Origin of the sequence: Marinomonas sp. PE14-40 (assembly GCF_051623805.1) — a bacterium.
In the GTDB taxonomy this organism is placed as follows: Bacteria; Pseudomonadota; Gammaproteobacteria; order Pseudomonadales; family Marinomonadaceae; genus Marinomonas.
In genome coordinates this window covers 342,985-355,398 of record NZ_CP130700.1, presented here as the reverse complement: position 1 = coordinate 355,398, position 12,414 = coordinate 342,985, and the positions used below count along the sequence as shown (strand labels likewise).

The window sequence follows — 12,414 nt, the reverse complement described above, 5'->3', positions numbered from 1 at the left end:
GAACGCCGCATTAACAATTGTTAATGCTTTCGGCTCTTTTGCGAATACGGCTAAGGGATACTGGTGTAATACCAAGATAGGAGGCGATATAGTGATGGGGCACAATTTCGAACAGTTGCGGATTTTGTTCTAACAATAGTTTGCAGCGGTCTTCTGGATTTTTCATAATTCGATTGAGAAACAAGTTCTGATAGTCCGTCATGCAGGCGATTGAGATACTCAACATCTCATCTTTAAACTGTGGGGACTGTTCTAATGCTTGGGTAACAACGGCTTTGCTCACTGCCATTACTTGGGTGGGAAGTATGCTTTCGATACCAAAGGTGCTGGGGGTTTCATTATAAAAACTTTCGAGAGATGCAACCACGTCTCCGGGTATAAAGAATTTGACGGTGATATCGTCACCAGAGTCGTTATACCACATTCTAAGACAACCCGATTTTACAAGATAAGCATGTCGACTTACTTCTCCTTGATGTAACAAGGTTTGTTTTTTGGCTAGGTTTCTTGTTAAAGCATGTTGAATAAATTGTGCTTCGATAAAGGCAGAGGTTTTCATAGGATTTTAACCATGTTTTCGTGTCAGTTAACCTGCGGGGGTTGGCATTAAGATGCTAAGACCACACCCTGCTCATCTTCTTTAATCTAGCCTAATTTTAATCCGTTGCGCTTGCTAAGCCTCTGTTAACAAACTAAGAGGCCATATGCTTGCATGATGTTAGCTACCCTGCTTCGTCTTGTTAGATGTTCATTTCACTGCGTAAGTCGTTAACTTCTACCCGTAAAAAGTCACCTAGTACCATGGCATCAAGCTGCATTTGGGGTAAATCGTTGTGGTTAAGTATATTAATACGGCGGCCATTTTTGGTCAGTAGATTGAGCTCAAAACACTCATAGCTAGGCGCTTGTCCTCTTTCTATCATCTTGTTAAGTATTTGCAGAGACACTATGTGTTTTAGCTTCACATCCCTGTCTTTATTATTTTCAAAAAGGCCGGTCTTTTTATCGAACCTTGCGCGCTTCATAAAGGGTCTGATAAGTGCAATACCAAACATGCCTATGGCACTGCCAAAAATACCGATAAAAACGGTAAGATCAAGCTGATGAGAGTTCCAATAGATAACACCTGCTAAGCCTAATAAGAAAACCCCTACCACGATATAGATGATGCAGAAGCTCATTGCGCCCATGGTTGGCCTTAGAAACACGACATCTCCTTTTGCCATAACTGTATGGGAAAGAAATTTTGGTCCGTCTTTGATCAGGTTGCGCTTTAAATCGATGTAAAAGTGCTTATCGTCATCCATTTTGTTTCCTAGGTTATTGTTACTACTTGTTTTTCATCGCCATCACATTTGTATTATTTATACTTATCTTACCGATTTACAGGAATAAAAAAACCCGCCGAAGCGGGTTTTTTTATGATCTCATTCTATTAAGAAAAAACGATAAATTACGCTTTTTCTGCAGAATTTGAATCAGTATCTTTGTTGTCATAACGCTTGATTTCACCTGAAGCTACGCGAGCAATAAATGATTTCAATTCTTTCTTAACAACTGGCATTAGGAAGTACAAGCCAAGGATGTTGAAGATAGACATAGCAAAGATCGCTGCGTCAGAGAAGTCGATAACCGCACCAAACTGGATGGTCGCACCAACAACTACGAAGAAGCAGAAGATAATTTTGAAAGTTAACTCAATTTTAGAACCTTCGCCAAACAAGTAAGTCCAAGCTTTTAGACCGTAGTAAGACCAAGAGATCATTGTTGAGAAAGCAAACATGATTACTGCCACAGCTAGGAAGTATTTGAAAATACCTGCTGTTGCTGTGAAAGACGCTGCAGTCAAGGTAACGCCAGTTAGACCTTCACCGTTGAATGGCATTGTGTTTAAACCAGCAATCGTGATAACCAAAGCAGTCATAGTACAGATAATTACTGTATCGATGAATGGTTCTAGTAGCGATACTAGACCTTCAGTTACTGGCTCTTTTGTTTTAACCGCTGAGTGAGCGATCGCAGCAGAACCAACACCTGCTTCGTTAGAGAAGGTTGCACGTTTCAAACCTTGGATCAATGCACCAATGAAACCACCAGCAACACCAGCACCTGTGAAGGCACCTTCGAAGATAGCGCTTATAGCCGCACCGATTTGACCGAAGTTAGCAACGATTACGATAATAGACATGCCTACATAAAGTAGTGCCATCCAAGGTACAACTTTTTCAGTTACTGACGCAATTGAAGGCATACCACCAACGATTACAGAGAAAACTAAAGCAGCTAGTACTAGACCTGTGATTACACCGTATTCACTTGGTACGTCGAAAGCGTAAGTTAACATTGCGTGGGCTTGGTTAGCCTGGAACATGTTACCGCCACCGAAAGAACCTAGGATACACATTAGTGCGAAACCTACTGCAAGGAATTTACCTAGGCTAGGTAAACCACGTTCTTCTAGACCGCGGCTTAGGTAGTACATTGGACCACCAGAAACGACGCCAGAAGGCAAAACAGTACGGTATTTAACACCAAGGGTACACTCACAGAACTTAGATGCCATACCTAGAAGACCACAAAGGATCATCCAGAAAGTTGCACCAGGTCCACCGATCGCTAGGGCAGCACCTACACCTGCAATGTTACCTAGACCTACGGTACCAGATAGTGCAGTTGTTAGAGCTTGAAAGTGAGACACTTCGCCTTCTTCTTTGGCGTTAGGGTTAGTGAACTTACCTCTTACAATATCGATTGAAAGGCCAGCACGTCTAAACTGTATGAAACCGAAGTAAACAGTGAAGATAGTCGCTGCAATTAACAACCAGCCTACGATAAGAGGAAAATTAGCTTCGCCAACAGGTACACTGTAGAAGATTAAGCCAACGAACCAACCCGTGTAATCGTTGAAGAAACCATCAACCGAGCGGCTTATTGAACCTACAAACTCCCCAAATGCGCTAGTCTCAGCCGCAAGAATGTTTGTACTAAATATCAGCATAAAGAGTGCAAATAATTGCTGTGTCTTTTTCATTTTGGTAATCCCATTTTATTTAGCTCTGCAGGCTTATTATTTTAATAACAGGATGACTAAGGCTTAGTGAATAATGTAGTAGCAGCTAGGGGCTGAAGATCTTACTCCGTGACCCTATTACTAGGGCTAGAAATTGTTGGTTTTAGAAAACAACAAGGTCTATTGGAAAAAATCAATTTAGGAAAGATGAGAAAGTAGAATCAGTTTTTAAACAGAAGATCTGTATAAAACTTAACCACCTTTATTTATGATGTTCAAAATTATTCGTTCTAAATAATATTTAAATCATTTTAAAAAGAAACTAAAATTTCACTATAATAATATAAAAAATATCATTTCGTTGAACATATTATTAGATATTACCCAAACACCTAAAGATATAACCCTGAACTATAAAGCCTCTCTTCCTTAATTCGTTTACATTATTATCTATAACTACTTAAGTATTTTCACCCTGACCTGAGAGTCTTTATTTCTTTTAGTTTTCAATCGAAATAAAACCATAAGATTATGATTTTTAACGACATTTTATTTATTGTAATTTTCAACAATGCTTATTGTCTTTTTCTTTTATAACTAATGGATAATGTTTTGAAGTTTAACTTTTACAGTTGTATAAACTGCAAAGAAGCTATGAAAAAGTGATTTTCAATCATTTTTCACCTAAAAACTTATCGTTCATATATAAAAGAACCCAAACCTATCTCAGCCAGAGTCATTTAGCAAATAAAATTGTTAAGTTCGTGAAAAAGTATCACTTCATAACAAAAATACTACTAATAAAAAGGCAGGTAAGGTTCAAACTTCGATATAAAATATGCTACGAGTATCTGGTTAAAACCCTCCTCTTCTTAAATTTAAACGGGTTAAAGCAACGCATAATTTTGACGCTGAATCACCACTACTTTGCTTCCACTTTGTATTTTTTGAAATAGCTATAATAACTACCGTCGAATTTCATCTCATCCAAAATCACGTTAATCCTATCTACATACTGTTTGGTCACTTTTTTCTTAGAAAAAATAATGTAGGTAGGCCACTCAAGCACTATCTGATTTTCTTTATTCTGGGCGGATTTAACGATATCGACTTGATGCTCTAATCCCTTTTCCTTGATGTAGTGCATTACGGGTAGATAGTCTCCTACAAAAATATCCACTCGCTTGTTTAGTAACAGCTCTATACTTTGCATGGTCGTTTCTGACTCAACGATGAAGCTAAAGCGGTTTTCATCTAACGCATTTCGAAACATACCTGTGCCATATAAATAGCCCGTTCTTATCGCGATAGGGATTTGTTTGGCATTATCAAAGTTAGGATTAATTTGAATATCTGAGTATTTACGCTTAAACAATACATAGTGTTGAACAATAAGTGGGCTATCCACATAATAGCCCCACTCTTGCCTTGCTTGATTTTTACCCGCGTTAAACAGCATGTCACTGTTACCAAACTCTATTGAGTTAACCGCTCGACGCCATGGGTAAAACGTAAAATCTATCCCTTCCGCTTGGCTTCTTTTAATGGCATCACTGATAATCTCAATGGCTATTCCCTTAGCTTGGCCTGCTTCCATGTATTGATATGGCGGATAGTGCAGTGTCGAAGCCTGAAAAGGCGCACTTGTAAGTGGGCCTGCTATTACAGCAGCCCCTAGCAAGATTAGTGCTTTAACATTTTTGATTAAAAGTAATCGCAAGACTCACTCCTAGTCGACCTTAAAGATTTCGACTGATTGGTTGAGCGAATCAACGCTATGAGAGAGATCGCCAGCAACTTTACTATTACTTTCTGAGTTATCGAATGTAATTTTAGCTAAGTCGTTTATATGTGTGACTGTGCTGCTTATTTCTTCTACAACTTTCGTTTGCTGATCTGCTGCTGTCGCTATTTGTGTATTCATATCATAAATAACAGTGACTGAATCTCGAATGGCAGTCAGAGCATCATTTGCATCAGACGATTTAGACAAAGTAAGTTGTGCGTTTTCACAGCTTGCTTGCATTAGACTCACAGAATTGTTTACTGCACTTTGAAGCCTAGCGATAAGATCTTGTATTTGACTTGTGCTCTCTTGCGTTCGGCTTGCTAAGCTTCTTACCTCATCAGCGACTACTGCAAAACCTCGACCTTGCTCACCCGCTCGTGCCGCTTCAATAGCAGCATTAAGTGCTAATAAATTAGTTTGTTCAGCAATATCTCCTATTACATTCAAAATATTACCAATACCCGCGGCTTCATCTTCAAGCTTTTTAACAACTCGTTCTGATTCTTCTATTCCTTCAACCAAGGTCGCGATGCTGTCATTGACTTCAGTGACCGTTTGAATACCTTGATCAGAGTATTTATGGGCAGAGTTAGTGGCATTGGATGCTTCTAACGCGCTTTTGGCGACAGCTTTTACAGTACCTGTCATTTCAAACATTGCATTAGAGGTGCTTTCTAATTGCTGCATTTGGCTTTCTGAACTTTGCATTACATTAGAGGCTGAATTCAGAATTTTCTTCGAGGCGGCGTCTAAAACCTGGCTTGTCGAATTTATATTTGAAACGGTATTACTGAGGTTATCAGCCATGATCAATACCGCTGAGTACACACCAGTTTCAGTCCCATTAGCCGTTTCTAAATTGGTTAAATCACCATTCGCAATACGATTTACGATGCTTTCGATCTCTTTTGGCTCGCCACCAATTGGGAGGTACATGAGACGATTAATCAATGTATACGCAACACCTAGGGACACTAAGCTTAAGATAATCGACATGATGATATTCGTCATTAGATTAGTATTTGAGGCCGCACTGATATTCTCCCACTCATCCCATGCCCAAGTTGTCCAACCCAGCATGGCCATATTGGATGTGACAACCAAATGCTCTTTGCCATCAAATGAATAGGTATGCTCACTGTTTTGTGAGTTTTTAAAGGCTAAATAGTCTGGAATGACTGTTTTAAGGTTTTTACCTAATAGTTCGGTGTCTTTTGCAGCAAAAATATAACCGTCACTATTGGTCACAAAGATCTGATTATTCTCGGTTAACCCCGCAATAAAGTTTGTAAGATTATCAATAGACAAATTTGCACTCACCACACCAACAACTTTACCGTTACGTATAATCGGTACAGCTGCTGCCATAACAGCATTGCCTTCGGTACTCACATAAGGTTTAGTGAGAATTTTTTGATCACCTGCAAACGCTCTGTTAAACCATTCACGTTTTTTTTCTTTGGCATTAAAGTTAGGTACTAAACCATTACTGGAGGTGGAATAGGTCAACCCATTGGGTGTCGCCACATAAGCATTAATGACATCAAGGTTATTAGAAATCGATTTAAGGGTTTTAACCACTTTATCAATATCAAATGATTGTTTGCCATCTCCCAAATCGAGTTCATAAGATATTACTTTTAAAACATCATAGGTGCGGTTCATCCGCTGCTCTATTGCACTGGTAACCAAGAATGAGCTGGTTTGAAGTTTATCGGTATAGCCATCGACTGATGCGTGTTTAAAGCTAAAAAAACTAGTCAGTGTAATGAAGCTAATCACAGCAACAAATAAACCACCTATGCCATACAAAATTTTCGATTTTGCTGTCAAGTTAAACTCCTCTGGATACAAATTTAAATATGAATCATCAATAAATGAAACAGACTTCCACTTTACAGCAAACATGTAAATGAATTGTATATGATTTGTTTGCTTCTGTGTTCTTTTGAAATCCTATTCAGTTTCACTTGAAACCAAAATGTTTTAAATTTAATAAAGAGTATTTTGATTTATGGCAAATTCAACTCAAGAGTTTTAACCCAACTCATTAGAAAGTAGTTTGAGAATTAGTATAGGAAGGCTTATCTAATCGAGATATTTCTTGAGGATAAGTTCGATTTCACTTTGGGTTCTGAGTTTTGCCATTTGCTTATCAACCCAATCGGCCAGTACTTTCGAACGCAACTCGTCAGCCGGTGAGAACGCAATGTAAACCCCTTCTTTAGCTAAACAGCCTTTAGACTCTAACCCGAATTGTTTTGCCTTTTTCCCAAAAACAAATCTGTCTTCTAAGATGGTATTTATTCGTTTCTTTTGCAGCATGAGCAACTCTCTTTCTAACAGTTTTTCTCCTGCTATGTTGATGATATTACGAGGATGTTTAAGCATGTAATGGTCAAACTCTTCCCCATAGGAATATCCATTAATCACTGAAATCACGCGCTTAGAAAGCGAATTAAAACCTGTAAATTCCCAGTCTTCATCTGATTTACTGTAAAAGCACATTTGAGAAAATAAGATAGGACGAGAATGGAAGATAAAGTTTGGCGCATCGCTGATATAAGCGCCCAATAAACCTTGTGATTTACCCACTCTCACCTCTTTAACGGCTCTCGACCAGTTAAGCAGTTGGAAATTAAACTTGGTGGGACTGTCTGCAAAAATCTTTACGCCGACTTCGACCAATATGCCCGGTTTATCCGTATCTGGCAGACAAGTGTATGGGCACCATTCGTCTGCTAGAAGCGTCATCTCTTGTGCTGTTACTGTCTGAGCAATAAACAAAAACACGATTGGATAAAGGTGCTGATAAGGGGTCATGGATCTGGACTTACTCTAGAATCACCAATTTTTGATGCTTAATTATAGTAAAGCATTCATAAATTAAAGAAGTAATAGACGCTAAAGGGAAGTTGAGAGGAAACTAAAAGAGAGTTGAAAAGAGAATAGAGAATGAAACGGATAGGAGTTTGCCTGTTTAACTCTGCCCTAAAGCATGTGTCAAAAAGATGTTTTAATCAGGTTAGGCAGTGCAGTTTTACTTAGAGAGAAGATTAGGACGATACGCTAACGACGCATTATTCACTACGTATAACCTTGCTTTCGCATCGTCTCTTTCTTTTAATACTGGTTTCCTGAGTTTCTCAGAGTCCGCTAGAAAACAGGACTGGCTTTTGGGTTGAATCCATAAGGGTTAGCATCATCGCTGTCGAGTAATAAGAAAATAAACAAAGCAATCGCGCCACAAACAGGCACCAGCCCAATGAGCAGCCACCAAGCAGAATGATTAGTATCGTGTAGGCGTCTCACTAAGATACTTAGACTTGGTACTAACATGAATAATGAAAACAGAATTGAAATGCCCATGAAGCCAATTGCGGCTTCGATCACCATAAGAGAAAGGTGAAACAGCATGGCGATTAAAGTAAACATCCAATATTCTTTACGTCTTGCACGGCCAGAGAAGTCCGCATATTTTTTTAGAGCTAGAGTAAAATATTCCATTTTTTGCATCCTTTGTGGGCCAAACAACAAACGTCTCCCCTAATCTAAGGGCTTTAGAAGCATGTTATAGGCTAAATATTACATCCATGTTTATGCTAATTTCACCGTACAGCAAAACTAACGATGCAATAATATAAAGGAGTTTTAAAACTTATGATAGTTAGCTTGATCTCCTACTTTAAGCGGAGGGAGTGGAATTGATATATCCAAAATAGCGAAACCTTTGCGCACCTCTAGCAGAGTATTCCACCTTTTGGGTTATAGCCGTACTCATTGTCTTGATGGCTGTCTTGCACCAGGAAATAGAGAAGAATTAATTGCCCTACTACAGGTATTAATATCAATAACAACCACCAAGCCGTTCGGCTAGTATCATGCAAACGCCTTACTAAAACACTCACACTTGGTACTATCATGGCGAGGCTATAAAGCGCAGTAAAACCACCCGCCGTCGAGACCGCATCCAAAACAATCACAATAAGAAAAAAAATGAAGTAGTACAAATTAAAGTACCAGTACTCTCTGCGTCTGGCACGCCCTGTAAAATCAGCATAATTAGTTAACGCATTAATAAAATATTCCATATGGTCACCCTTATTTCGATACCGTTTTGAAATAATTTTTCTAATCACTAACTTTATTTTAGCAGCTGAAATTTAACTGCATGTTTATTGTGGTTATTTTTGTCTAAAGCATGTTACTCAATGTCCTTTTTTGTAATAAACAAAGCGCCTTAAGGCTAAAAGCCATCTCACTTTGCCCTATCTTTTTTGCTGTAGACGACCGTTTTTCACTAAACTGAGATCAAGAACTAATCGATTCTTGGTCCAGCCATGCACCTTATCATGGGCTTCTACATAAAGTGTTTCGCCAGTGTTTAACTTAGCGGCTGGAATTTGAATCCCATTTAATGATCGAGTAAAAGGCTGTTCATTAACATGGGGATGATAAAGCACTCTATCTCCTAAAACTTTGCCTTGGCTATCAACTAAGCGCCAATTATCGGCGTAATGATCCCAACCGGTATCATCATGTTTTAACGTCACACTTAGGGACCAAGTATTATTACCTTGATGCTTCAGGTCTGCTGCCAGAATATTTACATCATTCGCGTAAAGAGATGATGCAAGGCATAAGCTAATCAGACCAAGGCTGAGCTTTTTGAGACTAAGTATTTTTTGATTAAGCTTTTTTTGAATAATTTTTTTATTATTAAGTGAAGAGCCAATGGATGCGTTCACTCTTTGGTCGTGTTTCATGCTTGCTCCTTGCTTAGTTTTATAAGGTGACTCTTTCTTTAGAAAGTAAAGATTACTGGGGGAAGCTTTCAAACTCTTCGACTTTATCTAGCCCCTCTTGCCATTGGGCTTTACTACGACAAAAGATATGTCCATTTGGTTCCATTGCGATTTGAGTATCTAGCGAGCCAGCTGGCACCACTAGTAATGCATCATCAAACTGCAGGTTTGGTAGGCCAGAACCACAGTCTTGGCAGAAACTGCGTACATGCCGAGTATCTTTTAGCGTAAAAGTTTTCACCTTATCCTGCCCTTGAAGCCATGTTAGTTTGGCTGTCGCACTAAACAGATTCGCCCCATGCGCGCTGCCAGTATCTTTTTTACAGTGCCCACAATGACACAAAAAGAAGTTTTCAAACTTGCCTTCTACCTGATAGCTCACTTGCTGGCATAAGCAGCTTCCTTGGTGTATCTCGTTTTCCATTTTTGTCTCCTTCCATTTGTGTTTTAAAGCTACTTAACGCGAATAAAGCGGGATTATGGCGCATTAATTTTTCTCAGTCGATTTAGAGTCTTTTATCTTTAATTTAGCTAAATTTTTAAAGCTTTAATTTCATCAAAGTTCATCAAATCAAGAAAACTTGTAGATAACTTACTGGGTATAAAGTTACGTTAATAAGACGTGAAGAGATTAATACTGAGAAGGTGTAATGCCGTACCATTTACGAAAGGCGCGATTGAAATGACTCTGATCGTAAAACCCAACATTGGCAGCCACTTGAGCCAGATTTTGATTCGGTAAACGTAATAATAAGCAGGCTCTTTCTAAACGTAGTTGAATAAGCCAGTTATGGGGTGTGAGTCCCATGCTACTTTCAAAACGACGTAGGAATTGATACCGGCTGAGATCACATAAGGAAGCTAGCTTTTCTAAGCTAACCTTATTCGCAAGATTTGCTTCGGCATATTCTCTTACCAGTATAAGCTGAGTGATAGGCAACCCACCCTCAACCGCCTGTGGTGTGACAACCTTTAATGATTGAAATAAGGGGTCGAACAACTTAAGCCAAGCTTCTTGTACGGGTAACGCACTTAAGCCTTGTGGGTTTTGAATCCCTTGATAAAGCTGAATCAATCTATTTGCTAGTGTGGTGTTTTCTAACATGGCACCAGCAAAAAAAGGAGCGATATCATCGCTAACTAAGCCACGTTCTTTACCACTAATTTCACTCATGTATTCAGTTAATAGTGATGATGACATGCGAAAGGTGCACATACGATATTCATTGTCATCATAGCCTGAACCATCATGAATTTCTCCGGGTGGCATAATGGAAATACGGCCGGGACCTAATAAAACACTCTTTCCTTGAAAACGTTGCTTTTGCACACCTTGAGTTACCATCCCTATGTGGTAATCAAGGTGATAATGAGGCTTGAATTCAAACTCTGAAAAAGTGCCATCACTTAAAACTAGATCAGGGGTATCAGCAACACGGTGATATTGTATTTGATCTCTCATCTTACCCTCCCCTTGTCCATTTACTTTTTAACTTACCTTTGGATTCACTTTGTGCTTTTGCACTTATTTTATGACCATACCAGAAACTGATCTCTACCTAATAGCTAAACTCAGCTCTTTGCTTGCTTCTATAAATGCATCCACTTCTTCTTGGGCTGTTGCAAAAGCCGTGACCAACCTCACTATGCCTTTGCCCCATCTATCATGATAGAAACGAAAGCCTTGTTCTTGTAAGCCTTGAATAACCACTTCTGGCATGCGACAAAATATGATATTCGCTTGGGTTTGATCCATTAATTCCACACCCTGAATATCACTTAAGCCTTGAGCTAATCGTGCTGCCATGGCATTGGCGTGTTTGGCATTATTAAGCCATAGATCATCTTTTAGATAGGCATCCATTTGTGCTGACAAGAGACGCATTTTAGACGTTAAATGACCGCCACGTTTACGACGAAATGCCAGTTCTTTGCTCAAGCTTGTATCAAAGACAATGATGGCTTCTGCTGCCAGCACACCATTTTTGGTCGCGCCAAAAGAGAGAATATCCACGCCGGCTTGCCATGTCATTTGAGCGGGAGTACAACCTAAAGCCACCAGTGCATTTGCAAATCTCGCCCCATCCATATGGTATTTAAGTCCATGATCACGACATATCACTCCAATTTCTTGTACTTCTGCAAGAGAATACAGACTACCGCTTTCTGTTGCTTGGGTGATACTCACACAAGACGGCTGGACACTATGTACATCGCCTACTTTATTTTGAGCCGCTATACGAAGAGCCGCAGCTGATATTTTGGCATTATCACCCGCTACTTCAACCAACTTAGCGCCTGATGTATAAAACTCTGGTGCACCGCATTCATCATTATTGATATGACTCTCTTTATGGCATAAAACAGCGCCCCAAGGCGGGGTAAGTGTCGCTAAACTTAAACCGTTAGCCGCAGACCCTGTTGGCACTAAAAATACGTTAAGGTCACACTCAAATATATCGCGCAACCTAGCTTCCATACTTTGAGTATATTCATCGGCACCATAAGGTTGCGCAGCTCCAACGCTTGCAGCAACCAAGGCTTCTAATACTTGTGTTGAAGCACCTGCAATATTGTCACTGGTAAAACCACCTTTTAATCCGGGTAGGTGTTCTAAATTTGGTTGATTGCTTGTTGTCATACTCAATACCTTAAAGAAGTTATCAATACGTTTACTTATGATCCTTTAAGTATGCCTATAAGATTTTGCACATGATTGTAAAATATTGCAGTGATTGAATTTTTTGCTCATCCATCCGCTCACTCTGCATCAATCCGGCGTATCGTCGGTCAAGGGCTTTATTTTCGTT

The 12,414-nt window shown here is 39.4% G+C and carries 12 protein-coding genes; all 12 read right to left on the bottom strand.

What is annotated here, in order from left to right; translation table 11 throughout:
- Nucleotides 1–10: 10 nt before the first annotated feature.
- The 12 genes from Q0A08_RS01565 to Q0A08_RS01510 all read right to left on the bottom strand — a co-directional run bounded on the left by Q0A08_RS01565 (nt 11) and on the right by Q0A08_RS01510 (nt 12,245).
- Nucleotides 11–559, bottom strand: coding sequence for a Crp/Fnr family transcriptional regulator (locus Q0A08_RS01565; protein WP_438464387.1), 549 nt, complete (start codon nt 557–559; stop codon nt 11–13).
- Between the two features lie 181 nt (nt 560–740).
- Nucleotides 741–1,307: a hypothetical protein gene (locus tag Q0A08_RS01560; protein ID WP_438464386.1), complete on the bottom strand. Its 567-nt coding sequence runs from the start codon at nt 1,305–1,307 to the stop codon at nt 741–743.
- A 146-nt stretch (nt 1,308–1,453) separates the two neighbouring features.
- Entirely contained in the window at nt 1,454–3,031 is a 1,578-nt protein-coding gene (locus Q0A08_RS01555) for an alanine/glycine:cation symporter family protein (protein ID WP_438464385.1), read from the bottom strand.
- Between the two features lie 901 nt (nt 3,032–3,932).
- The gene (locus Q0A08_RS01550) at nt 3,933–4,730 is read right to left on the bottom strand and encodes a substrate-binding periplasmic protein (RefSeq protein ID WP_438464384.1); all 798 of its coding nucleotides are present in this window, start codon (nt 4,728–4,730) and stop codon (nt 3,933–3,935) included.
- Between the two features lie 9 nt (nt 4,731–4,739).
- A complete protein-coding gene (locus Q0A08_RS01545) occupies nt 4,740–6,632 on the bottom strand; it encodes a methyl-accepting chemotaxis protein (RefSeq protein WP_438464383.1) in 1,893 nt (630 codons plus the stop codon).
- Nucleotides 6,633–6,887: 255 nt separating this feature from the next.
- Nucleotides 6,888–7,622, bottom strand: a complete 735-nt coding sequence (locus Q0A08_RS01540; RefSeq protein ID WP_438464382.1) for a substrate-binding periplasmic protein — start codon at nt 7,620–7,622, stop codon at nt 6,888–6,890.
- 333 nt (nt 7,623–7,955) lie between these two features.
- On the bottom strand, nt 7,956–8,306 hold the full coding sequence (locus Q0A08_RS01535; protein WP_438464381.1) for a DUF805 domain-containing protein: 351 nt from the start codon (nt 8,304–8,306) through the stop codon (nt 7,956–7,958).
- A 233-nt stretch (nt 8,307–8,539) separates the two neighbouring features.
- Nucleotides 8,540–8,890 carry a DUF805 domain-containing protein gene (locus Q0A08_RS01530; protein ID WP_438464380.1) on the bottom strand — a complete coding sequence of 117 codons (351 nt, stop codon included), beginning with the start codon at nt 8,888–8,890 and terminating at the stop codon, nt 8,540–8,542.
- 177 nt (nt 8,891–9,067) lie between these two features.
- The gene (locus Q0A08_RS01525; protein ID WP_438464379.1) at nt 9,068–9,565 is read right to left on the bottom strand and encodes a hypothetical protein; all 498 of its coding nucleotides are present in this window, start codon (nt 9,563–9,565) and stop codon (nt 9,068–9,070) included.
- 52 nt (nt 9,566–9,617) lie between these two features.
- Nucleotides 9,618–10,028 (bottom strand): GFA family protein, encoded by a 411-nt coding sequence (locus tag Q0A08_RS01520; RefSeq protein ID WP_438464378.1) that lies wholly within the window; start codon nt 10,026–10,028, stop codon nt 9,618–9,620.
- A 207-nt stretch (nt 10,029–10,235) separates the two neighbouring features.
- Entirely contained in the window at nt 10,236–11,066 is an 831-nt protein-coding gene (locus Q0A08_RS01515) for an AraC family transcriptional regulator (RefSeq protein WP_438464377.1), read from the bottom strand.
- Nucleotides 11,067–11,159: 93 nt separating this feature from the next.
- Nucleotides 11,160–12,245 carry a threonine aldolase family protein gene (locus Q0A08_RS01510; protein ID WP_438464376.1) on the bottom strand — a complete coding sequence of 362 codons (1,086 nt, stop codon included), beginning with the start codon at nt 12,243–12,245 and terminating at the stop codon, nt 11,160–11,162.
- Nucleotides 12,246–12,414 lie beyond the last annotated feature (169 nt).

Excerpts from the sequence above, each read along its gene's own strand:
- Q0A08_RS01565 (WP_438464387.1), bottom strand. The coding sequence starts at position 559 with ATGAAAACCTCTGCCTTTATCGAAGCACAATTTATTCAACATGCTTTA.
- Q0A08_RS01560 (WP_438464386.1), bottom strand. The coding sequence starts at position 1,307 with ATGGATGACGATAAGCACTTTTACATCGATTTAAAGCGCAACCTGATC.
- Q0A08_RS01555 (WP_438464385.1), bottom strand. The coding sequence starts at position 3,031 with ATGAAAAAGACACAGCAATTATTTGCACTCTTTATGCTGATATTTAGT.
- Q0A08_RS01540 (WP_438464382.1), bottom strand. The coding sequence starts at position 7,622 with ATGACCCCTTATCAGCACCTTTATCCAATCGTGTTTTTGTTTATTGCT.
- Q0A08_RS01535 (WP_438464381.1), bottom strand. The coding sequence starts at position 8,306 with ATGGAATATTTTACTCTAGCTCTAAAAAAATATGCGGACTTCTCTGGC.
- Q0A08_RS01530 (WP_438464380.1), bottom strand. The coding sequence starts at position 8,890 with ATGGAATATTTTATTAATGCGTTAACTAATTATGCTGATTTTACAGGG.
- Q0A08_RS01525 (WP_438464379.1), bottom strand. The coding sequence starts at position 9,565 with ATGAAACACGACCAAAGAGTGAACGCATCCATTGGCTCTTCACTTAAT.
- Q0A08_RS01520 (WP_438464378.1), bottom strand. The coding sequence starts at position 10,028 with ATGGAAAACGAGATACACCAAGGAAGCTGCTTATGCCAGCAAGTGAGC.
- Q0A08_RS01515 (WP_438464377.1), bottom strand. The coding sequence starts at position 11,066 with ATGAGAGATCAAATACAATATCACCGTGTTGCTGATACCCCTGATCTA.
- Q0A08_RS01510 (WP_438464376.1), bottom strand. The coding sequence starts at position 12,245 with ATGACAACAAGCAATCAACCAAATTTAGAACACCTACCCGGATTAAAA.